The organism is Marinomonas epiphytica (assembly GCF_054780655.1).
Genome location: NZ_BAAGVX010000009.1, coordinates 33,247 through 58,153, shown reverse-complemented (window position 1 = coordinate 58,153; position 24,907 = coordinate 33,247). Strand labels below are relative to the sequence as shown.

Here is a 24,907-nt window from a genome sequence, read left to right as displayed (position 1 = left end):
CAAATGTTATCAATTGTTACTATTTAACATTTTACTACAAGCGTGATTAACGCTCCCGCAATGCATTTTGTTTGGCTTTTAAAATAGGTTTAAGTAGATAATCTAACAAGGTCTTTTTACCGGTAATAACATCAACACTCGCTTGCATACCCGGGATGATAGGCAAAGGAGCTTCTGCAGTTCCTAAATAGTTTTTATCCGTTCTGACCCTAATTTGATAAAAGCTATTCCCTTCTTCATCAAGGATAGTATCGGCACTAATGTTCTCAACTTCAGCAGGTAAACCACCAAATATAGCAAAATCGTAAGCCGTCAGCTTCACCACGGCATGTAGCCCAGGCTTAATAAAGCCAATGTCCTCCGGCCTAACCTTCGCCTCAATCAACAAAGAGTCCTCTAATGGTACTATTTCCATTAGGTTCATGCCCGGACGAATAACCCCGCCTACTGTATTAATTTGGATCTGCTTAACAATCCCCTTAACTGGCGAACGCACTTGAGTACGCGACACTTTATCTTCTAAGGAGACACTCGATTCTTTAATTTGATCCAGTTTACCCCGAACATTCGTCAGGTCTTCTTGGGCCTCAGCACGAAACTTAGCAGCACTTTCTTTAAGCTTATTCTGAGCTTCTTTTAAAGCTGACCGCGCTCTTGGAATTGCCAGTTGCGTGGCTTCAAGATCACCTTTCAATTGGTTTACTTGACGTTCCAATTGCAACAATTCAACCCTTGAAACAGCCCCTTGTTCAAAAGCTGGGCGAGTCAAGTTTAGCTCTTCTTGGGAAAGTTCAAAGCTTTGTCTTAAGTTAGCAAGCTTAGCTTCTTGTTCTACAATCTCTTGGCGCTTTTGCTCAATCTGCTGTTGAAAAACCAACTGATTCGTTTCTAAAGAAGCCAAACGGTTGTTATACAGATCAATTTCACGATTCACAACATCGGGATAGAGGGCCCTTAATTCTGGATCAAATTCCGGTTCATCACCACTTGATTCTGCTTCCAAACGTGAAGCCCTAACCCGCAAGCTAATGGATTCTGCTTGCTGTTCTCGCAAAGAAGATAAAGCCTCTGTGTTTTCAATGGTCATTAATAGTTGACCACGCTCGACTGTTTGTCCCACTTGGGTGTTAATTTCTTTTAAAATCCCCCCTTCAAGGTTCTGTATTTCCTGAACCTGGCTTGAAGGTATGACTTTACCATCACCAACGGTGACTTCATCTAAAGCAGCGTGATTGGCCCAAACTAGACCCGCTATAACAAACAATAGAATGCACCAAAGAATAATACGCCCTCCTCGCGGAGACTTAAGCATTAAAGCCGCATTTCTATCACTTAAAAACTCTAAATCGTTCTGCGGAGTGCTCATCTTAACTTACCTTCAACTTGCCTTGGCGTAATGCTTCATGTACATGAGCTTTTGGCCCATCTGCAATGAGGCGTCCATTGTCCATAACGATGATTCTATCAACCATATCAAGCATCGACGCTTTATGGGTGATCAATATGAGCGTTTTATCCTTAACAGCCTCCATGAGACGTCTCTTCATACGTGTCTCAGTGGTGTTATCCATAGAAGCAGTTGGCTCATCCAGTATCAATATTGGCGGATCAAATAATAACGCACGAGCGATAGCAACACTTTGACGCTGACCTCCTGATAGTAAGGCGCCACGCTCACCAACAATACTGTCAAGACCACCAGCCTTACGGTTAGCAAACTCCGACACACCAGACAAATCAGCAGCTCGAATAATGGCTTCGTCTTCCATATAAGGGACGCCCATTACTATGTTATCTTTTATGGATCCATAGAAAAGAGTGACATCTTGTGACACAGATCCCACACTTCGACGCAAATCCGTAGGGTTTACCTGTCTTAGATCAACACCATCTATACGGATTGCACCACTCGATGGGGTGTATAAGCCCGTCATCAATTTGCCTAAGGTCGATTTACCAGACCCAATACGTCCAATAATGGCCACTTTTTCGCCTGGCTTAATATTGATATTAATATCATTGATAGCGACTTGCTCTTGTTCTGGATAAGCAAAGTTCACCCCTTCAAATTGAAATTCACCATCAAATTTAGGGCGGTGAACAAACTTCACATCATCTGGGTTTTCAACCGGTGAAGACATGATTTCATTCAAAGAAGAAAAAGCAGATTTCGCTTGGTTATAACGGGTCGCTAAACTCGCAACTTGCGCCATAGGACCAAGAGCTCGGCCAGTAAGCATAACCGCAGCAATCAAAGCCCCCATACTCATGTTACCTTCTGCAATCTGATACACTCCAACAATAACAATGATTACAGTAGTTAGCTGCTGGGCGACCATGGCAAAAGATGAGCAGGATTGAGAAAGCTGGCGAGTCTTAACACCCCAGTCTGCGATATTGCCAACGGCACTTTCCCATTGAGTTTGTAACACCCCTTCTGCATTGTTCAATTTTACGCTCTCAGCGTTGTATAAGCTCTCAATTAGCACCGCGTTTTTCTGTGATGCTGTTTTTTGGCTCTCTTCAATGGATTTGCGTAAGGGAATTTGAATAATTAAGCTATAAGCGACAATTAAAAAGATGGTCACTATGGGAATAAAACCAACTGGTCCACCAATTAGCCAGATCACGCCCACTATCAAGAACATAAAAGGGATATCAACGAGAGTAGTGATGGACGCAGACGTAATAAAATCTCGGATACTCTCAAACTCTTGCAAGTTTTTTGCAAAAGCACCTACCGACTTAGGTCGAGCTGCCATAGTGATATTACTGACTTTCGAGAAAATTGTTGCAGAAACCAGAATATCAGATTTTTTCCCTGCTATATCAATAAAATACGATCTAAGAGTACGCAACAAAAAGTCGAACAAATAAACCACAATAGCACCAATAGCCAATACCCAGAGGGTATCAAATGCACTATTAGGAACCACTCGGTCATAAACATTCATGACAAACAGAGGACTGGCTACGGCAAAAATATTAATTAATAACGAGGCAACAAACACATCTCGGTAAATACGCCAAGACTGGGTCACCGTTCCCCAAAACCAATGGCCTTTTTTTCGTTTTTGGTCAGATTTTTTCTCAGTGCGTTTATCGAACTGGTATTGAGGTTTAACAAAGAAGCAGTAACCGTGATAACTCTGCTGCAATTGATTTAATTTTATGAAAATTTCCCCTTCGCCGGACTCTGGTCGAAGAATTTTAGCCACGCCTTGCTTGGCGTCTTGTTCTAATAAAATGCAGACCTGCTGATCTTCTAACAACAGAACAGCTGGAAGCACCATGTCAGGAATTTTTTTCAGCGGTCTCTTAACCAAGCGCGAGCTAATGCCAATCCGAGAGGCAGCTCGCTGGAAAAGCTCGGGAGTCATGGCGTTGTCGGTAATAGGCAAACCAGCTGCAATCGCATCGGCCGTATAAGGATTGTGAAAATACTTACTCAGTAAGACCAAACAATCTAACAAAGGATTCGGGTATTCTAAGCTTGCAGCATCAATTTGCCACGTCGCTTTGGCTTCATCTTGCATAGGGACGTCATTAGGCAGCTCATGCTCATCATATTCAGACGCAGAAGCCATTTGGCCGTCCGCCAACTTTTTATCTGAATGACCTGAGTCAGACATGCTCTTTTCTCCTATAATATAGAAAAATCTATAAACTTTATGAACTTATGTTCGATTAACTCTAGCCTAGCATAATGTTTATTAAGTAAGATGGGAAGATAACAGGCGCATTGCTACAAAATACTACACAAATAAGGAAAGCATCATGCTGTATGCAAAAGTTAACGAAGAAGGGGATATTCTGGATGTGTCAACCACACCATCCGATGAGTATCAACTCTTGGTCGCACCGGACGACCCGATTGTTGCACTAATTCTTGATGACAAACTCAATAAGAAGAGCGAAGAGAAAGCCGATACCCAGCAAATGCTTTCCAGATCTGATGCAGACATGATGAGGGTGTTAGAGGATTTGGTTGAACTGCTTATTGAAAAGCGTTTAATTCAATTTACCGAGTTGCCTCTTCCTGCTCAGAAGAAACTGCTGAGCCGTAAGTGGGTTCGTGGCATGCACAGCGGCCAAGAAGAAAACTTAATGGCCGATGATGAGTTCGGTGGCGGAGATAGCTTAATTTAATTAAGTTATCTCGCCCCTCTTCAACAATCTTTGCTTAAAACTTACATATCCTGAGCTCGACCCGCTACATACCCTTGACCCGCAGAGAGGTCAAAGCGCTGTAACGCCTCTTGCTGTTTATCACTCTCTATTCCTGTAGCAATCACTTTTATACTTAGGCTGTTAAACATTTTACACAAGGTATGCATAAAGAAAGCCTCAGAATCCTTACCAATAACCATGCGCGTATAGGAAGGATCGACTTTAACATAATCAGGCATAAGGCTTTTAAGATATTGAAATGCTGAAAACTGCTTACCCACATTATCTATACCAAACATCACACCGTGCTTTTTCAACATACCCACCAGTTCAATAGCTTGTTCTTCCGTAGCAAGTACACTTTGCTCAGACACTTCAAAAATCAGTTTCGTTTTAACTTTTTGCTCTAACTCACCAAGCCTGCTATCCAACCAAGCAACAAAGCTTGTTTTTATATAAGCGGATGCCGATAAATTAATCGCCAAAGGTGCTTGATTTGGATGATCAACCAAGTATTGAATGACCTCGTCTATGATCACTTGGTCAATTCGATCACCAATATCAAACTGCTCAGCTAAGCCAATAAAATACCCCGCATGGTAAGTTTTTCCACCAAAGACCAAACTTGAAAACACTTCTTCATGCAATGTCGGTCGATTCTCTTCAAAAGCAAAGACTTTTTGTTTCCTTAAAGAAAATTCTTTATGCTCAATGGCATAGTTAAGAACGTCTTTCCAAGCCATACGACCTAAGGAGAACTCCCGTGTTTCTTTCAGGTCATAGACCTGTACAGTATTCGGCCCCGCAGTCTTAGCTGCACGCAACGCGGTATCAGCCTGAGCCATAATGCCCGACTTATCCACATCACCATCTATGGTGACAGCGCCGATATTGGCCACATGCTCACAATAGCTTATTTTCGCTACATTCAGTTCTAATAAATCTTCCATGAGGGTTTCGACGGCGACTTGCAGTTGGTCCTGGTCAAAATCAGGAATCAAAACTACGAAGTCCGCTCCTGATAAGCGAGCTAATGTTACGTTAGCCGATAACATCGCCACACGTTTGGCAATCACCTCCCCAGCAGAGCGAATAAACATATCAGCGGCTTCATAGCCTTTTTCATTATTTAGTTTGGCAAGATCCGCAAGACTCACCAATATCAAACCATCAAGGGATCTCTGGCGCTCAGCGAAATGTGCCGTCATTTGGCTATCAAAGAAATTACGATTCCCCAAACCACTAACAGGGTCTTTAAAGGCTTTTGCTTGCAACCATTGCGCCGTTTCAACTTCAGAAGCAAACTCTTTCTCAAGCTTGTCTGCCATTCGATTCATGGACTCAACAACAGATTTTAGTTCTCTAGTTTTAGGAATTTTATCCATTTTGACAAAATGACGCTGTTGAATCTGCTGAGCTTGCCTTTCAACTTCTGCTAGTGGCTTAAACAACCAACGTAAAGCGAAGCTACCAATCAGTAGAGTCACTGCACCTATGCACAAGAACCAAGTTAAAAGGTTTTTAGAAGCTAACCACAATTGATAATAGCCATAACCCGCACTACCTGTAATATAGACTTGGCCCAGCTCACTCCAACCATTTGATATCACGGCACTGGCTTCTGGCACTTCAAAATCAATTAGTTGAATAAACCAACTAGGAACACCAATAATATTCATTTCATTGGCACGAACGATATCGCTCTCGGTATCGTAAACATGCACCCTCACCTTCGAGAAATAGCCACTATCAAATACGGCGTTAACACTACTCTCAACCGCGGCATAATCTTCTAGTGCCATAAAGTCTGATATCGACATGCTCAGCGAGGTTGCAGAATCTTGTGTAGTGGATTCAAGCTGACCGATCAAATACCCCTTTGTGGTATTGAAATTGATCCCCATCACTACCACCAGCATGACGGAAAAAATGACCACAATCGTCATCATGAGTTGGCGAAATAGTGTCATCCTGTTCTCCTAATTCTTAAATGTGTCGAATCGATTATTCAAATCTGTCCATAAGCTCAATCGCGATGAGCCCCCTACCAATACACCACGCCCCTTCTCTTTCGATAACCAAAGCTTGGATGCGTTAAAAGAGTATATTGGCAATAAATCTCTACGTTTGGTCGCGGGTTTTAACGTTTTATCAAGGTTATCTAACAGAACAGGAACAGATGTAGGTTTATGATAATAAGCCAGCACCATATGGTGCTCATTTAAAGTTAATGCTTTAACATATACCAAGCGGAGCTTGTCATCTGGTACGCCTAATTCCCGTAATGTAAAGTATTTTGCGATAGTGAAGTCTTCACAGTCGCCAGCTTGTAGACCAAGAAACTCAATTGGGGTTGCCCAATAGTCTTCTTTGCCCCAAATTTTAATGTCATCAGTAAATTCCATTTGATTAAAAAAATCATTCACTACCCGCAGTTTATCTACCACAGACAAGTGCTGAGATTCTTCAATCAGTTTACGCCAGGCTAAAATACGTTTTTCTGCGTATGAGCCATGCTCTAAACCTACTTGATGAGCAATTTTTTTGTACTTATCTGACACATCCGCATGCAAAAGCATGACAGGCAACACCATAGCAATGCACACCATCAAAAAGACGCTACCCATTCGAGATAGTGGTAGAAAAAGGCGGGCGAGGCGGAGATTAGTTTTTATCGAACTGACCATGAAACTTAGCTAAGGCCTCTGGTGACGATGAGGTTTGATACTTGTTCTTCCATTCGCTGTAGGGTTCACCGTAAACAACCTCTCTAGCCGCCTCATAGTCAATATCTTGACCACGCTCTTGAGCTTCAGCCGCATACCATTTACTTAAACAATTGCGGCAAAAACCCGCTAGATTCATCAGGTCAATATTCTGTACGTCTTTTCGACTGTCTAGATGATCTAGCAGGCGACGAAATGCTGCAGCTTCTATTTCTGTTTTGCTGTCCATTTACTAATTGGCCCCATTAATATGTTTATGTTCACTTGGTTGATGCCGCCATTGAAAGCGCTGAGCTGTATACATAAATTGTCTTAACTCGGTCATATCTTGCTGGGTTAATTCTTCTACAGTATAAGCACAAGCTTCCAAAGTAGACAACGCTGTTAGACTAGGCTTTTTTCGTATTTCATAATTGGACACTGGCGGCTCAGAAAAATTCAATGTTTTGAATGAATGCCAACGAGCATCAGACAAATACATTTTCTTTGCTTTACGCCAGGTAGCATCGATAAATATGACGCCTTTTATGGTGTTTTTCTCCTCGGGCTCTAATCCTTCTATAGCTTTAGAGTCCTCACTTGGAAAGATTAAGCGCCAATCTTGATAGTCAATACGACCAAAAAACGCATCCAGTTCCTCTTGGTTAGAACTTTCAATACAATGAGTTTGGGGCAAAGCCAGTTTCAGTAATGACACTGTGTTTTTTGCGTGCCGCGCTTCCTTTGAGTCTTGTACAACTAAGATCTCAAGAGGGCTGAACAAGGTCGGTAACCAAGAGCAAACACACTGCGACATCAAAAAATCGCAGTGCTGACAACGTGGCCTCGAATGTTGCTTAGCCGCGCTCAAAATTACGCTAGCCTTTCTAGGTAAAGGCCTACTACACCATCCCAGCCATATTCTAAAGCTTCAACGGTAAGAGCATGACCAATTGAGACTTCACTAATCAAGCCATTGTCGCACAGCGCTTTCACATTCTCTAAATCCAGATCATGTCCCGCATTGACTCCCAACCCTGCGTCCACAGCAGCTTGAGCAGCGTCAGTATATTGACTCAGCACCTCCTCAAAGCCTTCCTTACCATAAGCATTAGCATAAGCCTCTGTATAAAGCTCTACTCGATCCGCCCCCACTTCTTTCGCTAATGCCATGTTATCAGCATCAGGATCCATAAAAAGAACCGCTCTTATGCCTTTTTCTTGTAGTTTTTGAATAATAGGACGTAGTGCGTCTTGATCACGAGACAGATTCCAACCATGGTCGGACGTAAGCTGGTTAGGATCATCCGGTACTAACGTGCATTGATGAGGCATTACTTCCAGCACGACTTCTAAAAATTTAGAGTCTGGGAAGCCTTCGATATTCAGCTCCGCCTCGGGAAAGCGCTTTAGTAGCTCTTTTAAATCATAACAATCCTGGTAAGTGGCATGACGCTGATCCGGCCTAGGGTGAATGGTTATACCAAATGCACCAAGTGATAATGTACGTTGCGCCATCGTCACCATATTAGGATAATCACGGCCCCGTGAGTTTCTTAATAAACCAATTTTATTTAAATTTACACTCAGATGTGTCATGCCACTTCATTCCAGTATTTTGTGATTTTGTCATTATAAAACAAAGCGATGCTCACCAGAACAAAAAATAGCGGTAATAATAATTCTGCCTCAGGCTATGCTAAAATGCCTCGATTAAAGGAGACCTCAATGCAATACGAAAAATTTGCATCCATCTATCAACGCGCTGCCACTCGGGTAGGCGGCGAAGCGCTGCTTGAGCACCGGCTTCCAAGTACGGCGACTATAACAGAGCTGGAACAACTACCTGATCACCTATGGTTAGCCGCTTTTAGTCAAAAAGTTTTTCAAAGCGGCATCAGTTGGCAAGTGGTTCGTAATAAATGGCCAGGTTTCGAAGACGTTTTCTTTGATTTTGATATCGAAAAAATGATCTTAATGCCTGATGAAATGTGGGAAGAAAAAGCCAAAGACACACGTATTATTCGACACCTAGGAAAGGTTTTAACCATCCGCGACAACGCCTCTATGATTTATGCCTGCCAACAACAACATAAGAGCTTTGCTCACTTTGTGGCTCATTGGCCAACCGACAACATTATCGGGCTTTGGTCTTTTCTAAAGAAACAAGGAAAGCGCTTAGGGGGAAACACCGGCCCTTACACTCTAAGAGTGATGGGGAAAGACACTTTTTTATTAACGAAAGATGTGGAAGGCTATTTGCGACAGCATGATATTATTACCACAGGAAGAGACACTCTCAGTGCCCACCAAGCGGCGCAAACTGCCTTTAACCACTGGCAACAAGAAAGCGGTAGAAGCCTAGCACACATCAGCCAAATTCTAGCCCTGGGCGTTAATTAATTTATTTATTTTGAGGAGCCAACATGGCCGACCTACGCATTGATATTATTTCTGATTTGGTAAACCCATGGTGTTACCTAGGCTACACCAGACTACAACAGGCAATTGAGCAACTAGGTGATGATTATCGCATTGACATTCGCTGGCAGCCTTTTGAGTTACACCCTGATATTCCCGTAACCGGAGCTGATAGAGAAGAGTTTTTAATACCTAAGTTTGGCTCTCCAGAAAAGCTCAATGAATTCAGCCATGCTATTAGCCACGTTGGCAGCGAAGCAGGACTTGAGTTTAATTTTTCTGAAAAAGACAGGTTGCCAAATACAAGGCTAGCCCACCAATTTATATTAGCAGCTGGGCGCTCTAATTTAGCAACTGCTTATGCTCTAGCCGTGTTTGAAGCCTACTTCACCCATGGTAAAGACATTGGCTCGCAGGCCCTTCTTACCAGCCTTGCCAAAGGTTTAGGAATCAAACAAGAAGACATCGATTTTGCAAGAAGCGTTGAAGCGAAGGAAGCAATAGAAAAAAAACTAACCCATTTACGCAGCCTTGATATTCAGTCTGCACCAACCTATGTCATAAACGACAAATACATGATACATGGCCCTCACGAGCCCAAAGACTTCTTCAAAGTATTACTAGACGTCGCTGAAAAAAAATAACAACCAGCCCAACTTGTGTTGGGCTGTATTCTCTTTAATTCACCTTAAAAACATCCCACACCCACTCCACTACAAATCTTTGGAAAAACCTATTAATAAACCAATCTAAATAGTTTTATTGTTGTTGATAATGATTAGCATTAAAAATAGAATCAAATCATAAGAACATTAGTAAGAGTGATTTTCATTTATGTATGTATGTTTATGCAATGGCGTGACTGACAAAGAGATCAAAAGCTCTATCAGAGAAGGTGCGACTACAATGCGTGATCTATATAAAGAGCACAGCATTGGCAGCCAGTGCGGCAAGTGCTGCCAATGCGCAAAGAAAATACTCAATAACGAGCTAATTGAAATCGCTGAAAGCCAATTCCAAGTAGCCTAACAACATAGACACCATTACATTTGCGACTGTAAGTAATTCTCAATACCGGCACTGGTAATCAAGGCCTGCTGTGTTTCCAGCCAATCAATTTGTTCTTCTTGCTCGTCCAGAATCGTTTCTAATGAATCACGGCTCATAAAATCTAATTTTTGCTCACATAATTCAATAGCGGCTTTAAGATCTTTGCGAGTATCAAGCTCAAGCTCTAAATTGGCGCCAATCATTTCTTCGCTGTTTTCGCCAATCCGCAAACGACCTAGATCCTGAAGATTGGGCAGTCCTTCTAAAAATAAAATACGCTCAATCAAACGATCCGCATTTTTCATTTTCTGTATAGAACACTTATAATCCGCTTTATCCAATACGCTAAAGCCAAAATCTTTAAACATGCGGGCATGCAAAAAGTACTGATTGATCCCAACCAGCTCATTAGCAAGAACTTTATTTAAGTGCTTAATAACGTCTTTATCACCTTTCATAGCAACCCCTTACTTTCCAATCTGAGACTGGTGGTAGTTTTGCAAACCGATTTTCTCCATCAAACCCAATTGCTGCTCAAGCCAATAAACATGGTCTTCTTCTGTGTCAAACAAGAGTTTTTCCAGCACTTCACGTGTTTGGTAGTCACCTTCTTCTTCACAGATCGCGATCACTTCACGCACACAAGCAACAACCTCCAACTCTAAGGTAAGATCGTTTTGCATCATAGAGCGAACATCAGAGCCGATAAGCAGCTCACGGCGTTTTGTCATGCAGGGAACACCTTCCAGAAACAAAATTCGCTTAATCAGCCAATCTGAATGCTGAGTCTCTTCTTCCATTTCATGATTCAAGCGCTCATATAGCTTATCCAGCCCCCAATCTTCATACATGCGTGAGTGGATAAAATATTGATCGATCGCGGCTAATTCGTTTTCTAACAATCGATTTAAACTATCGATAACTCGTTGACTGCCTTTCATTTCATCTTCCTCTGTTAGTAATATGATTAGTATATTGACTATGCACCATCATTGAATCTAGACCATCGTCTAAAAATAGCAATTTAGGCTATTAAAAAAGCACACTATTACTTGTATCGCTCGCATGCGCTTTACCCTCTCCAATCTTTACCTCTAAGGAGTCTATCCTCTGGAAACCTCTTGGCAATTTCAAACCACGGCGGCCGCGCTCGCCGAGGTAATCGGCTAAGTCTTTTTCCATAAACGAAATAAAACGTTTACCTGAATAAGCTAATAATAGATCGTTCGGCTGTACACATGCTATGGCAATAACCAACTCTTCTCTTTGTTGTGCCCTAGCGGCTGGAATGCTCAACATTTTATTGCCCTTACCTTTTGCCATTTTAGGTAGAGATGAGACATCAAAAGCAAGCATTCGTCCTTCGTTTGATACTGCTACAACTCGGCCTTGTTCAGGATTATCTACAGCTACAGGAGGAACAATTTGCGCGCCTCTTGGTAAGGTTAATGTTGCTTTACCTGCTTTATTCTTGGCATATAAGTCTTTCAACTGAGCAACAAAACCATAGCCGGCATCACTGGCTAACAGATAATGCTTATCTTCGTTATCCAAGATGGCAGCAACAATAGTCACGTCCTTCTCTAACGAAATTCGACCGGTAATCGGCTCGCCCTGCCCCCTCGCTGAAGGTAAGGTGTGCGCCTTGATAGAATAGGTTCGTCCATTGGAGGCAAGCAAAACTAAAGTCTGGTTAGAGCGCCCTTTGGCACTGATTGAGTACTCATCCCCCGACTTGTAACTCAGTCCTTGCACATCAATATCATGACCTTTGGCAGCTCTTATCCAGCCTTGTTTAGAGATAACAACCGTTATAGGGTCATTTGAGAGTAAATCTTCTTCACTAAATGCTTGCGCTTCTTTACGAGCCACAATAGGCGTGCGACGTGCATCGCCATAATCGTTTACGGCTTGCTGAATTTCATCACTAATCAGCTTTTTCAACTTACGGTCTGAGGATAACAAAGCTTCAAGAGACTGACGCTCTTTCTCCAGCTCATCTTGTTCGCCTCTAATACGCATCTCTTCAAGCTTTGCCAAGTGGCGTAGTTTCAGTTCTAAAATGGATTCAGCCTGAACATCTGTCAACCCAAAACGAGACATCAGTTCCACTTTAGGCTTATCCTCATTACGGATAATTTCGATCACCTCATCGATGTTCAAATACGCGATAAGTAGACCTTCTAGAATATGTAGCCGGTTTAACACCTTATCGAGACGATATTGCAAACGTCTTCTCACCACGTCAATTCGGTAACGTAGCCATTCTGTTAAAAATTTCTGTAATGGTTTGACCTGAGGCAACCCATCCAAGCCAATCACATTCATATTCACTCGGTAGGACTTTTCCAGATCCGTAGTCGCAAACAAATGCGTCATTACAGCATCAATATCAACACGATTGGATTTGGGCACTACAACTAAGCGAGTGGGGTTTTCATGGTCGGACTCATCTCGTAAATCCACTACCATAGGCAGCTTTTTGGCCTGCATTTGAGCAGCGATTTGCTCTAAAATTTTGCTACCAGATACTTGGTGAGGCAATTCACTAATGACTATTTCGCCCTCTTCAAGCTCAAATTTAGCACGCGCTTTAACTTGCCCTTTACCGGTTTCATAAAGCTTTTTAAGGTCAGCCTTAGGAGTAATGATCTCACCGCCAGTAGGGAAATCTGGGCCTTGTACGTATTCTAGTAACTCATCTAGGTCAGCCTTGGGATTAGCTAATAAGTGAATACAAGCTTGACCGATCTCTGTGAGATTATGGGGCGGAATATCGGTAGCCATACCAACCGCTATGCCGGTTGTGCCATTTAACAAAAGGTTCGGCAGTCGAGCTGGAAGCACAGCAGGTTCTTGTATGGTGCCATCAAAATTAGGCACCCAATCTACCGTACCCTGATTCACTTCTTTTAATAGAACTTCTGAATAGCGTGATAGACGAGATTCTGTATAACGCATGGCAGCGAAGGATTTCGGATCATCAGGTGCCCCCCAGTTACCCTGTCCGTCAACCAATGGGTAACGGTATGAGAAAGGCTGCGCCATTAGCACCATGGCTTCGTAACAAGCACTGTCACCATGAGGGTGGAACTTACCCAGCACATCACCCACTGTACGGGCAGATTTTTTGTATTTTGCAGTCGCTTTTAGTCCTAATTCACTCATGGCATAAACGATACGACGCTGTACGGGCTTTAAACCATCGCCTATGTGAGGTAGAGCGCGATCTAAGATCACGTACATGGAATAATTTAGATAGGCTTTTTCCGTATAGTCTTTTAATGAAAGGGTTTCATTAGACTCAAAATTCATCAATTCGCTCAAGGAAAGCTTCCTTCTTCAATCGCATTATTCACTTGGGTTAGCATACCCCAAAATGATTAAGTAATTATGATAACGTAAAAATTATAGCGGCTAACATTAGCACGAATAGCCTTATGACAATACAATCAACGCAAAACTAACGCAGTTAAAACATGATCTTCCCACACTCCATCGATCTTTAAGAAGCGTTTCGCATAGCCCTCTTCAGTAAATTTGAGTCCATGCAATACTGACGCGCTTTTCTTATTCCTTGGCATATAATTCGCTTGGATTCGATCAATCCCCATGTGTTTATGCAAGTACTCAATGCCGTTTTCTAACGCTTCTCTCATCAGCCCCTTACCCTGTTCTGCTTCACGGATGCTATAACCCAAGCTACAAGAACAAAGCACGCCTTTGATCAGGTTAGAATAATTTGAATAGGCCAGCATACGGGTTTGATCTTGATTCAATAAACAAAATACCACTGCTTTTTCTTCTATGAAGTCTCGACGCATTTCTCGAACTCGGAGCTCACAGGTTTCCATAGAATAATAGGCATCACTGCGTTTTGGCTCCCAAGGTTTTAAAAAAGACCTTTCTTCGTTTACATAGTCATAAAGTAAACCGGCCTGCGATTCCTCAAGAATTGTCAATACACCTCTAGGGGTGTTTATTGAAGGAAAACGAGATGGATTAGATACAAGGTGCTCTTGGGCGTAATATTTCTGTGCCGTGACTTCTACGAGCCTTTTAGAATAACTTTGATACCAAAGCCTTTCACCAATCAAACAAGTTTGTGTCTGCATCGGGTGAGCTAACCAAGCTTGAGCTTGATCTTTGGTCTGCCAATAGGTAATAAAAACATCGGTTTCTCCTGACGTCCAACTCCCTTCTATAAAGCCTGATTGCTCTTGGGCCAAAAGCAATAGCTTCTCTATCATCACTCGATATAAAACATCATCAGACAGAAGTTGACTGGTTTGGATTACAGCGTAATAAGGTGCTTCAGGAGCAGACAGTGTTGAACTCATTTATTTTCCTTAACACAACAACCGCAAAACATATTTCGAGATTCCATAAGCCATCCTTGGCTGTATGCTCTCATTATGTCAGGTAGGTAGTTCCGGCCAGTACCTTTTCATACGTTGTCATCAGGTCTTGCTTTTCCTGTGCTGCAAGTGGACTGGCAGCCAACTTATCCTGATAACGTTTGATGAGCTCTACTTCATTATAACTTACGTATTTCAGCACATTTTGCACACTGTCACCTAACAACACATGTTCTATTCTAAAGCCATCGTCTTCTAGATAAACATCAACAGAGCTAGTGTCACCAAACAAATTGTGCAGGTCGCCGAGGGTTTCTTGATAAGCCCCTACCAAGAAAAACCCCATTAGATAGTCTTCCCCTTGGGCTGGTGGAGGAGGTAAAGGCAAAGACGATTCAATACCTTGACCGTCTACATAGTGGTATAAGCAACCATCGGAATCACAGGTAACGTCTTGAATCTTACCGCGGAATGAAGGCGCTTGATCCAAACCTTGCAACGGCAACACAGGGAATACCTGATCAATTCCCCAAGCATCAGGCAATGACTGAAAGACAGACACATTAACAAACAGCTTTTCAGCCAGTCGCTCGTTTAGTTCGTCAATAACCGGACGATGGCCGCGATTGCGATTATCTAACTTGGGTAATAAATTACGGCAAGCAGCTAAAAAGATATTTTCTGCTTGCGCGCGCATCGGTAAGGTCAATTGACCGTGGTTATAAAGAGTCAAACTGTCATTAAAATCATCCAACAAGTCATGGTATATCTCTACCAAAGAGCGAGTATCTTCTTCATCGTTCTGGCGTAAACTTTGATAAGACGACCAAAGGCGCTGCAGTTCGAGCTCACTGTCGTCTTCAGGTTCTTCAAGGGGGAGTAGCTCCGCACCATGTGAGAACACATCGGCAATTACCATAGCATGATGTGCGGTAACAGCGCGCCCCGATTCTGAAATTAAATTTGGACATGGCAAATCATATTGCTCGCACACATTATGAAATGCAAAAACCACGTTATTCGCATATTCACCGATACTATAGTTTGCTGAGTAAGCATTTTGACTACGAGTTCCTTCGTAGTCGACCCCTAGCCCCCCCCCCACATCAACCCATTTAACAGGCACACCCATTTGATGCAATTCGGAGTAGTAACGAGCACACTCTTTAAGACTATTCTGAATGTCTTTAATACGAGTAATCTGTGACCCTAGATGAAAATGAATAAGTTCTAAACAGTCTAATAAGTCCAGCTCCCGAAGTTTGTCGACTGCGCGCAACAGTTGTGAGGTAGTCAGACCGAACTTAGATTTCTCACCGCCGCTATTGCCCCAATGAGTAGAGCAAGTGGACGCGAGTCGAATACGAATGCCAATCCTAGGCTTTACTTGAAGCTTTTTGGCTTCTTCAAGAATCCAGTCTAATTCATGCAGTTTTTCAACCACGATAAACACCTGGTGCCCCATTTTTTCAGCCATAAGAGCAAGATGTATAAACTCGCGATCCTTGTAACCATTGCAGACGATAATACCATCTGGGCTTTTATGCATTGCCAACACAGCCATCAACTCAGGCTTACTTCCCGCTTCTAAACCCACGCTAGAAGGGTTGTTTGGCTGGCAAGCCGCAATTTCTTCTACCACTCGGCGTTGCTGATTCACCTTGATAGGGTACACAATCGCATATTTAGCTTGGTAGTTGTAATGCTCAATTGCTTGGTGAAAAGAGGACGTTATTTTTTCTATCCTAGAGTGCAGAATATCGGGAAAGCGGACTAAACAAGGAGAATGTATCCCCTTCGATTTAAGCTCTTTTGACAATTGGGTTAAATCAACCGCATTTTCTCTATCAGGTAGAGCAATGGCATTTCCTTGCTGGTTGATTGAAAAAAAGCCGCTACTCCAGTGACTTACATTATAAAGCTCAATCGAATCTTTTACTGACCAAGGCTTCATCTTTTCTCCAAAAAAAATATTTGCGTAACATTTTGCAAATTTACAACTGGCATTAAAAAAGCGGAACCGAGATGTTAACCTCAGCACCGCTTCGGTATACCACCTCAACTATTAGGACACTCGTTCACCATGGGCTTGTTTATCCGCATGATATGAAGAGCGTACTAATGGCCCACACGCTGCATGTTTAAAGCCAAGCTCTTTAGCCTTTTGCTCATAGCGTTCAAACTCTTCAGGTGGAACAAATCTTGCCATTGGGAAATGGTGCTTTGAAGGCTGCAGGTATTGACCGATTGTCAGCATATCCACACCGTGGTCACGCAAGTCTTTCATAACTTCAACGATCTCATCGAAGGATTCACCCATCCCCACCATCAAGCCAGACTTAGTTGGCACGTCTGGGCAACGTTCTTTAAATTTTTTCAACAAATCCAGTGACCACTGATAATCCGAACCTGGACGCACTTGACGATAAAGGCGTGGAATAGACTCAAGGTTATGGTTAAAGACATCTGGCGGTGATACCTGCAAGATATCTAAGGCTGTGTCCATACGACCACGGAAGTCAGGTACCAAAACTTCAATTTCAATATTGGGGCTCTGCTCACGTGTTTGATCGATACAATCAACAAAATGTTGGGCACCACCGTCGCGTAAGTCATCACGATCTACTGAGGTGATCACGACGTACTTTAGTTTCATATCTCGAATCGCAATCGCAAGCTCTCTAGGCTCGTCCGGGCTCAACGCATTAGGTCGACCGTGTGCCACATCACAAAAAGGACAACGACGAGTACAAATTTCACCCATAATCATAAAGGTGGCAGTACCATTACTAAAGCATTCGCCTAAGTTAGGGCAGTTAGCCTCTTCACATACAGACGCTAATTTATGCTCACGCAGTGTACTCTTAATACGCGCGATCTCAGGAGAAGCCGGCATTCTAACTCGTAACCAATCCGGTTTTCTTGGGATTTCTTCCGTCGGGACAATTTTTACCGGAATACGCGCCATTTTATCTGCGCCACGTAATTTTTCGCCTTGAACAACGCGTTTGCGTTCTACCGTCATTTTAGTTCCACCCTTGTTGGATAGTCGGACTCTCATATCCGAGACATTCAGCCAGCTGATTGGCCAACTGAACTTTTACATTTGATAATTGGACTTGTTGATTAAGTCCCTTCATGTCTACCATTTGCATACCTTGATAACCACAGGGGTTAATACGGTCAAATGGGGTCAGGTCCATATCGACATTTAAAGCCAAGCCATGAAACGAACAACCTCGGCGGACCCGTAAACCAAGAGACGCTATCTTTTTCTGTTCCACATACACACCCGGTGCATCCGGTTTAGCATAGGCTTGAATATCATTAGCCTCTAGCACACTCACCACTGAGGTTTCCAAGACAGTGACCAAATCTCGCACTCCAATTCCTAAGCGCTTAAGATTTATCAATACGTAAGCCACTAGCTGACCTGGGCCGTGATAGGTAACTTGCCCACCACGATCGACTTGCACAACAGGAATATCACCTGGTGCCAATACATGCTCTGCCTTGCCTGCTTGACCCTGAGTAAATAACGCAGGGTGCTCCAAAAGCCAGATTTCATCTGGCTCTGCATCTCGCTGTTGAGTGAAGCTTTTCATTTTTTCCCAAGATTCAAGGTAGTCAACACCACCCAAATCTCGACATATCAATCCTTGCTTCATCACATTACCATTTTTACAGTTGCAACCTTCTTCAGTTCGGCGTGGATAGCGGCTAGCTGCTCTTCACCCGTAGCGGTAATACGGAAAGTATAACTAATAAAGCGCCCTTTGCTAGAACGATTGATTGCGACATTGCTATCATCAAGCTCAGGAGCATGCTGCTTCAGCGCCGAAAGGATGCCATCATAACCACCTTCCACATCCATCGCCACCACCTTAATAACATAGTTTTCACAAGGAAATTCTATTTTTGGTGCTTGATGTGCTTGGTCGCCATCTTTAGTAATTAGTGCCATGTCACTCCAATAGTCAAAAAAGACTAGAACAAATTCATGAAAAACAATTTAATTTTGTCGAATAGGCGCTTGAAAAGACCGCCTTCTTCAACATTTTCTAGGGCAACAACGTCTTTTTCTAACAACACAGCAGAGTCAGACGCCACCACCAATTTACCCAATACATCCCCAACTGAGATAGGAGCTTCTAGATCAGGAGTTAGATCAAGAGACGCCGTAATAGAGTCATCTTGTTGACGCGGCATAGTGACCAGCACATCCTCAGCAAAACCTACTTGTACTGTATCTTGACTACCACCCCATACTTTCGCAGCATTTAAGGATTGACCTGCGCTGTATAGCTTACGAGTTTCGTAATAACGGAAACCGTAATTTAACAATTTTTGTGATTCTGCCGCACGTGCTTCATCAGAGCTGGTGCCCATCACAACGGTAATTAAACGTGTACCGTTTCGCACCGCTGACGCAGCCAAGCAATAACCTGCCTCTTCTGTATGACCTGTTTTCAAACCGTCTACCGTTTTATCACGCCATAATAAGCGATTGCGATTTGGCTGTTTTATGTTGTTATAAGTAAAGCTCTTTTCCGAGTACATGCGATAATTTTCAGGGAATTGCAAAATAGTCGCTCGGGAAAGCAATGCTAAGTCATGAGCACTGGAGTAATGCTGCTCAGACGGCAAGCCTGTTGCATTCATAAAACGACTGTTTTTCATGCCCAACAGTTGAGCATGTTGATTCATTAAGTCTGCAAAAGCGGACTCACTACCAGCAACATGTTCAGCTGCTGCCACACTAGCATCATTACCCGACTGAATAATGATACCTCGCATAATGTCTTCTAAACTGACCTGAGTTCCCTCGCGAATAAACATTCGAGAACCACCCATGCGCCATGCTTTCTCACTAACGCTCACAAGATCTGACATGGCCAAATTACCACGAGCAAGCTCATACTCGACGATGTAGGCAGTCATCAGTTTTGTCAAACTGGCTGGTGGATAAGGTCGATCAGCGTTTTTCTCCACCAGAATCTCACCCGTATAGGCATCCATTAATATATAGCTGCTGGCAGATAATTGAGGAGGCGCAGGAATTAAAGCTGGCGCTGCAAAAAGCGGATTAGTCACCAAACTCATAATGATAGAAAAGATAACAAGAAATTTTTTCATTCTTAATAAAGCCGTTTGTTAAAAATGTTAAGGGATGATACTAGAGCACGGTGTTAATCTCTAGCCCAATTGAAATTACTCTGCCAGCAAAGCAACCCTGACTGGGCGCCCAAATCCACCTTGCTCGAGTTGATTCTGCCATGATAATAAATCATCGCCATCTTTATAGGGACCTAACAGCACTTTATAAAGGCCATCTTGTGAATAATTTACGCTAACTTTAATTTCAGCATCATACACTTCTAAAAGACGATTCTTTAAATTTTGGGCAGATGACTCAGCAGCAAAGGCACCGACTTGCAAATGGGAAAATACAGCAGGGGAAGGAGCTGTGGGGGTAGCAGTTGAAACGGCGGCACTCGCTACAACAGGTACTAGAGCAGGCTCACTAGCTGGAGCTGGAACTGACGCTGGTGCAGATTGAACTGCATACACTTGACCTTTATTAGGCGTAATAGCCTCTACACGAACTCTAGCCAGTCCTTTTTTATGATAGTCCAATCGCACTGCGGCTGCGTATGACAAATCGATTAAGCGGTCACCGTGAAAAGGCCCTCTATCGTTAACACGTACGATCACACTGCGTTGGTTATCTAAATTGGTCACTTTCAAATACGTTGGTATAGGAAGAGACTTATGGGCAGCAGAGAATGCATACATGTCATAAATTTCTCCGTTTGAAGTTTTGTGGCCATGAAACTTCTTACCATACCAAGAAGCTGTTCCCTGAGCGGTATACCCTACAGCGGAATCCATTACCCAATACTTTTTTCCCCATACTTCATAGGGGCTTTTATTTCCTCCCCGACTCTTAGCTTCCCACTTAGGAACCAAGTCAGGCAGATGGTCTACATCCACATCATCAGATGGGCCATGGTCCTGCAAAATAGTATAACGGCCACCCCCTGAAGCTTTATCGTAGTCAATATCATCCTTACCAAGCACATGTTTGGTACTCATACAGCCACTGAGAGCCAGTGAAGACAGGACACATAGCGCCACCAGGTAATTAGTTTTGAGCATGATTTTTTATCTTTTCTGACAATTCAAATACCGACATGGCATAACGACGACTGGGATTATAGTCCATCACGGTAAAAAAGTTTTCGTAAGCAAGCCAGTAACTCACTTCATCTTCTGCAGTGCGCAAAGACAAAAGGCCTGCCGCATCGTTTTCAAACGTCTGGGTTGGTAAAACATGATAATGCGACCAGTCAGACACGCTAAACAATGGTGCTCGACCATGGTTTATTTTATCTTTTAATGACTTTATATCTCCCTTTATCATGGCATTAATATAAGCGGGTTTGCCGGTTTGCCAACCGTGATGCTGCAAGTAGTTCGCAATACTGCCAATCGCATCAGCAGCAGAACGCCATAAATCAACTTCGCCGTCTTGATCATAGTCAATAGCAAGTGATCGATAATTACTTGGCATAAATTGGGTCATCCCCATAGCGCCACTGTAAGACCCTTTAGTTTGCCCGATCTCCCAGCCTTGCTCTCTTACCAATAATAGATAAGCTTTTAGCTCACTTTGAAAAAATGTCTTACGGCGAGGATAATCAAACGCCAAAGTCGTTAAAGATGTAAAAACATCACGAGACCCAGTGATGCGGCCATAAAAGGTTTCCACCCCCATCAAGGCAACAATAACATTGGCATCAACGCCAAACTCTTGTTCCGCTTTTTGTAGCCAAGCACCATGTTGTTGAGCAAACTTAACACCAGCTTGCGCCCTGTCTTGAGAGACAAAACGTGTTTTATATTCATAATAAGGAGTAATTTGTTCTGGTTGATTATTCGATTTTTGAATAACCTTTGGTCGCACTTTGATTAATGAAAAAGCGGTTTGCAATTGCTGTTCATCATATTGATACTCTTCAACCATCATGTCGATGAAAGCTTGAACTTCTGGATTCGCCCCATACGAAGCCGCTTTTGTAGCTGGCTTATCTTTTAACAATGTCTTACTCACCCCTTCGTGAATGGGGGTCGACGTTTGATCTATTGCCGCACTAGTGCATGCACTTAGGCTAACGGCTAATGCTACCCAAATCAGCTGTTTCATTATCTCGCCCTCTTATGAGTTTGAATTGACATCAGTATACCGAAAGTTGCCATGATAGTAATAATGGATGTACCCCCATAACTAACTAAAGGAAGAGGTACCCCCACTACAGGCAAAATTCCTGAAACCATACCAATATTAACAAACAAATAAACGAAGAAGGTCAGGGTCAAACTGCCTGCCAACAAACGAGCATAATTGTCCTCTGCTGTAGCAGAAATATATAAGCCGCGAGCAATCACCAAAAGATACGCAAACAATAAGACACAACAACCTAACAGACCAAACTCCTCAGCCAATACCGCAATAATAAAATCAGTGTGACTTTCAGGCAAAAAGTCCAACTGGGCTTGGGTGCCTTCCAGCCAACCTTTGCCATATACACCACCAGAACCGATGGCTGTCTTAGATTGTATAATATTCCAACCCGATCCTAATGGATCACTCTCTGGATTTAAAAAGGTTAAGACTCGCTGACGCTGATAATCATGCATTACCTGCCACAAGCTATAGCCAGCCACAGGAGCCAGCGCAGCAGCCCCCAATATATAGCGCCACCCCAGCCCAGCTAAAAACAACACAAACAGCCCGGACACTGCCACCAACAATGAAGTTCCTAAATCAGGCTGTTTGGCAATCATTAATACTGGCACTAACACCAGCACTAACACCACGCCAATTTGTTTTAAAGTGGGTGGCAAATGACGCTCTGAAAAGTACCAAGCAATCATCATAGGCATGGCAATTTTCATAATTTCAGAAGGCTGAAATCGCAAACCACCGGGCAACGGCAACCAGCGCTGGGCCCCTTTCGCCCCAACACCAAATAAGAGCACTCCAATCAACATGGAGACTAGGATTAAGAAGAACAAAGGCGACAAACGGCGCAGGTACTTTGGTGGTAATTGGGCTAACATCAAACAGACACCAAAACCAATCGCCAAACGTAGCACCTGCCTTTCGACCATAGCAACATCTTGCCCAGAGGCAGAATAAAGTACAAATAAACCGCCACTGATCAAAAGAAGTAAAGAGCACAGAAGTAGGACATCAATATGCGTTAAACGCCATAAACGAGCGTTCGTAAAAGAGACAAACCTCCTGTATAGGTTATCCTCCATCTGCGTCCACCTTTAAATAATCGTATTTGCTGGGATATTTACCCGTTAAATAAGCATCGAACAATTGTTTGCTTAAATCAGCAGGTTTAGAACTACTGCCCCCGTTTTCGAAAATCGCGAAGACAGATATCTTAGGTTTGTCTGCAGGGGCAAAGCCCACAAACAAGGCGTGATCATGAAGGCGCTTCTCAAGCTTATCGGCCTCATACTCTTGGTCTTCTTGCAAACTAAATACCTGGCCTGTACCGGTTTTTCCCGCTATGCGGTAGTCCGTTCCACGCAGGCGACGAGCTGTACCACGAGGATCAGTAATGACTTTCTCCATCGCTTTCACCATGCGCTGCCAGTTACGTTGATTTTTTAAAACCACGTCTTCACCACGAGGATCTTGCTCAAATTGCGCCGGTTCGGAATCAATAGTTCGAGCTAAGCGAGGTTTATAATATGCACCTTGGTTCGCTAAAATATTTGTCGCTGAGGCAATCTGCATGGGGGTTGCCACCATGAACCCCTGACCTATCCCGACATTGACCGAGTCTCCAGGATACCAAGGCTCATTGTATTTGGCTTTTTTCCATTCATTAGAAGGCAACAGACCTGAACTCTCACCATTAAGGTCTAAAACCACCCGTTGACCAAAGCCAAAGCGAGTCAGAAAGTTATGGATAGGCGTAATGCCCATTTTATTCGCCAGTTGGTAATAATATGTATCTACCGACTCAATAATTGAGCGTTCAAGATCGATCCATCCATGACCTGTTCTTAACCAATCACGATATCGCCGTCCACCTGGATTGATTTGATAATAGCCTTGTGCATAGTAGCGCTCTTGCCAACTGGAAAAACCATAATCTAGCCCCGCCAATGCCATGAAAGGCTTGATGGTCGATGCTGGAGGGTAACCACCTCTTAATGCGCGGTTAAACAAAGGTAGGTCTTTAGACTCACGCAGGCTAGAATAATCTTTGTAAGAGATACCACGCACGAACAAGTTCGGGTCAAAACCAGGCTTTGAAACCATTGCCAATACGCCCCCTGTGACAGGGTCCATGGCAATGACTGCACCACGATAGTCTCCTAATAGATCATAGGCGTATTGTTGCAAGCGGGCATCCAAATGCAACTGAATGTCTTTGCCTGGCGTCGGATTTTGCCGATCAACTTCCGACATGATTCGTCCACGAGCATTCACTTCAACCGTACTGATGCCGGTTTTACCGAACAAAGTATCTTCGTAAAAACCTTCTATGCCCGTTTTACCAATAAACAAAGCCCCTTGATAGGCGTCTTCGTCTACACGCTCTAAATCTTTTGCGGTAATGCGGCCCACATAACCTATGGCATGAGCAAAGGCTTCCCCATAAGGATAGTAACGGGTTAACTGAGCTTGAACTTGTACACCATCAAAGCGATACAGGTCCACCGATACCCGAGCCCACTCTTCATCCGTTAATTGCGACTTTAACGTAATTGGCTGGTAAGGACGGCGATAAGATTGGCGCTTTTTATGAAACTGTTCCCACTGGGCATCCGTGATGTCTAGCACTTTTGACAAGGCAGTTTGCAAAGCAGCCATATCTTTCACCCGCTCAGGGGTAACCGTTAAACTATGAATAGGTCGGTTATCCGCAAGTACTAAGCCATTTCGATCATAAATGAGCCCCCTAGGTGGCTGCTCAGTCACCAGCATCAAACGGTTTTTATCTGCTCGGGTTTGATACAGATCATATTCAATAACTTGTAGATACACTAAACGGCTGACCAGGACTCCCACCAGAATAAGCACTAAGATAGCCGCAACAATTACTCGAGATTGAGTTATGGCCTTTTCTTGTGAATAGTTTCGAAACTTCTGATGGGGGCGGTTCAAGGGAA

Annotated in this window: 24 protein-coding genes; 4 read left to right on the top strand and 20 right to left on the bottom strand. The window is 43.2% G+C overall.

Features of this window, described 5'->3' with window-relative positions; genetic code table 11:
* Window positions 1-46 precede the first annotated feature (46 nt).
* Together ACYVGZ_RS03510 and ACYVGZ_RS03505 are read right to left on the bottom strand one after the other, a co-directional pair.
* On the bottom strand, window positions 47-1,366 hold the full coding sequence (locus ACYVGZ_RS03510; RefSeq protein ID WP_460751286.1) for an HlyD family type I secretion periplasmic adaptor subunit: 1,320 nt from the start codon (window positions 1,364-1,366) through the stop codon (window positions 47-49).
* Between the two features lies 1 nt (window position 1,367).
* Window positions 1,368-3,536 (bottom strand): type I secretion system permease/ATPase, encoded by a 2,169-nt coding sequence (locus tag ACYVGZ_RS03505; protein WP_460751343.1) that lies wholly within the window; start codon window positions 3,534-3,536, stop codon window positions 1,368-1,370.
* A gap of 241 nt (window positions 3,537-3,777) precedes the next feature.
* Between ACYVGZ_RS03505 and ACYVGZ_RS03500 the strand changes: the two genes are divergently transcribed.
* A complete protein-coding gene (locus tag ACYVGZ_RS03500) occupies window positions 3,778-4,149 on the top strand; it encodes a hypothetical protein (protein ID WP_460751283.1) in 372 nt (123 codons plus the stop codon).
* Between the two features lie 41 nt (window positions 4,150-4,190).
* Here ACYVGZ_RS03500 and ACYVGZ_RS03495 read toward each other — a convergent pair whose 3' ends face one another.
* From ACYVGZ_RS03495 to ACYVGZ_RS03475, 5 genes are read right to left on the bottom strand one after another with little or no spacing between them, the layout of a single operon-like run.
* Entirely contained in the window at window positions 4,191-6,140 is a 1,950-nt protein-coding gene (locus ACYVGZ_RS03495) for a bifunctional diguanylate cyclase/phosphodiesterase (RefSeq protein ID WP_460751280.1), read from the bottom strand.
* A gap of 9 nt (window positions 6,141-6,149) precedes the next feature.
* A complete protein-coding gene (locus tag ACYVGZ_RS03490) occupies window positions 6,150-6,797 on the bottom strand; it encodes a transglutaminase-like cysteine peptidase (protein WP_460751278.1) in 648 nt (215 codons plus the stop codon).
* Window positions 6,798-6,834: 37 nt separating this feature from the next.
* Window positions 6,835-7,125 (bottom strand): DUF1244 domain-containing protein, encoded by a 291-nt coding sequence (locus tag ACYVGZ_RS03485; RefSeq protein ID WP_460751275.1) that lies wholly within the window; start codon window positions 7,123-7,125, stop codon window positions 6,835-6,837.
* Between the two features lie 3 nt (window positions 7,126-7,128).
* Complete coding sequence (locus ACYVGZ_RS03480) at window positions 7,129-7,746, bottom strand: tRNA-uridine aminocarboxypropyltransferase (RefSeq protein ID WP_460751272.1); 618 nt, start codon at window positions 7,744-7,746, stop codon at window positions 7,129-7,131.
* 2 nt (window positions 7,747-7,748) lie between these two features.
* The gene (locus ACYVGZ_RS03475) at window positions 7,749-8,474 is read right to left on the bottom strand and encodes a pyridoxine 5'-phosphate synthase (RefSeq protein ID WP_460751269.1); all 726 of its coding nucleotides are present in this window, start codon (window positions 8,472-8,474) and stop codon (window positions 7,749-7,751) included.
* Between the two features lie 129 nt (window positions 8,475-8,603).
* Here ACYVGZ_RS03475 and ACYVGZ_RS03470 point away from each other — a divergent pair, with 129 nt between their 5' ends.
* From ACYVGZ_RS03470 to ACYVGZ_RS03460, 3 genes are all read left to right on the top strand, one after another.
* Complete coding sequence (locus ACYVGZ_RS03470) at window positions 8,604-9,278, top strand: DNA-3-methyladenine glycosylase I (protein ID WP_460751267.1); 675 nt, start codon at window positions 8,604-8,606, stop codon at window positions 9,276-9,278.
* A 23-nt stretch (window positions 9,279-9,301) separates the two neighbouring features.
* Entirely contained in the window at window positions 9,302-9,940 is a 639-nt protein-coding gene (locus tag ACYVGZ_RS03465; protein ID WP_460751264.1) for a DsbA family oxidoreductase, read from the top strand.
* Window positions 9,941-10,130: 190 nt separating this feature from the next.
* On the top strand, window positions 10,131-10,325 hold the full coding sequence (locus ACYVGZ_RS03460) for a (2Fe-2S)-binding protein (RefSeq protein ID WP_460751261.1): 195 nt from the start codon (window positions 10,131-10,133) through the stop codon (window positions 10,323-10,325).
* 14 nt (window positions 10,326-10,339) lie between these two features.
* Here the strand turns inward: ACYVGZ_RS03460 and bfr (ACYVGZ_RS03455) are convergent, their stop codons facing one another.
* The 13 genes from bfr (ACYVGZ_RS03455) to mrdA all read right to left on the bottom strand — a co-directional run bounded on the left by bfr (ACYVGZ_RS03455) (window position 10,340) and on the right by mrdA (window position 24,902).
* Window positions 10,340-10,804 carry a bacterioferritin gene (bfr, locus tag ACYVGZ_RS03455; protein WP_460751258.1) on the bottom strand — a complete coding sequence of 155 codons (465 nt, stop codon included), beginning with the start codon at window positions 10,802-10,804 and terminating at the stop codon, window positions 10,340-10,342.
* Window positions 10,805-10,813: 9 nt separating this feature from the next.
* Window positions 10,814-11,287, bottom strand: a complete 474-nt coding sequence (gene bfr / locus ACYVGZ_RS03450) for a bacterioferritin (RefSeq protein WP_460751255.1) — start codon at window positions 11,285-11,287, stop codon at window positions 10,814-10,816.
* A 91-nt stretch (window positions 11,288-11,378) separates the two neighbouring features.
* Window positions 11,379-13,673, bottom strand: a complete 2,295-nt coding sequence (gene parC / locus ACYVGZ_RS03445) for a DNA topoisomerase IV subunit A (RefSeq protein WP_460751252.1) — start codon at window positions 13,671-13,673, stop codon at window positions 11,379-11,381.
* 125 nt (window positions 13,674-13,798) lie between these two features.
* A complete protein-coding gene (locus ACYVGZ_RS03440; RefSeq protein WP_460751249.1) occupies window positions 13,799-14,686 on the bottom strand; it encodes a GNAT family N-acetyltransferase in 888 nt (295 codons plus the stop codon).
* A gap of 73 nt (window positions 14,687-14,759) precedes the next feature.
* The gene (speA, locus tag ACYVGZ_RS03435) at window positions 14,760-16,658 is read right to left on the bottom strand and encodes a biosynthetic arginine decarboxylase (protein ID WP_460751247.1); all 1,899 of its coding nucleotides are present in this window, start codon (window positions 16,656-16,658) and stop codon (window positions 14,760-14,762) included.
* A gap of 111 nt (window positions 16,659-16,769) precedes the next feature.
* Window positions 16,770-17,729, bottom strand: coding sequence for a lipoyl synthase (gene lipA / locus ACYVGZ_RS03430; protein WP_460751245.1), 960 nt, complete (start codon window positions 17,727-17,729; stop codon window positions 16,770-16,772).
* Window position 17,730: 1 nt separating this feature from the next.
* Complete coding sequence (gene lipB / locus ACYVGZ_RS03425; RefSeq protein WP_460751242.1) at window positions 17,731-18,372, bottom strand: lipoyl(octanoyl) transferase LipB; 642 nt, start codon at window positions 18,370-18,372, stop codon at window positions 17,731-17,733.
* Window positions 18,372-18,668 (bottom strand): YbeD family protein, encoded by a 297-nt coding sequence (locus ACYVGZ_RS03420; protein WP_460751239.1) that lies wholly within the window; start codon window positions 18,666-18,668, stop codon window positions 18,372-18,374. The genes lipB and ACYVGZ_RS03420 overlap by 1 nt, the downstream gene beginning before the upstream one ends.
* 23 nt (window positions 18,669-18,691) lie before the next feature.
* Complete coding sequence (locus ACYVGZ_RS03415) at window positions 18,692-19,840, bottom strand: D-alanyl-D-alanine carboxypeptidase family protein (protein ID WP_460751236.1); 1,149 nt, start codon at window positions 19,838-19,840, stop codon at window positions 18,692-18,694.
* Window positions 19,841-19,915: 75 nt separating this feature from the next.
* Window positions 19,916-20,800, bottom strand: a complete 885-nt coding sequence (locus ACYVGZ_RS03410; RefSeq protein WP_460751233.1) for a septal ring lytic transglycosylase RlpA family protein — start codon at window positions 20,798-20,800, stop codon at window positions 19,916-19,918.
* 49 nt (window positions 20,801-20,849) lie between these two features.
* Entirely contained in the window at window positions 20,850-21,911 is a 1,062-nt protein-coding gene (gene mltB / locus ACYVGZ_RS03405; protein ID WP_460751230.1) for a lytic murein transglycosylase B, read from the bottom strand.
* A complete protein-coding gene (gene rodA / locus ACYVGZ_RS03400; RefSeq protein ID WP_460751227.1) occupies window positions 21,911-23,032 on the bottom strand; it encodes a rod shape-determining protein RodA in 1,122 nt (373 codons plus the stop codon). Before rodA ends, mltB begins: the two co-directional genes overlap by 1 nt.
* Window positions 23,022-24,902, bottom strand: a complete 1,881-nt coding sequence (gene mrdA / locus ACYVGZ_RS03395) for a penicillin-binding protein 2 (protein WP_460751224.1) — start codon at window positions 24,900-24,902, stop codon at window positions 23,022-23,024. The genes rodA and mrdA overlap by 11 nt, the downstream gene beginning before the upstream one ends.
* Between the last annotated feature and the right edge of the window lie 5 nt (window positions 24,903-24,907).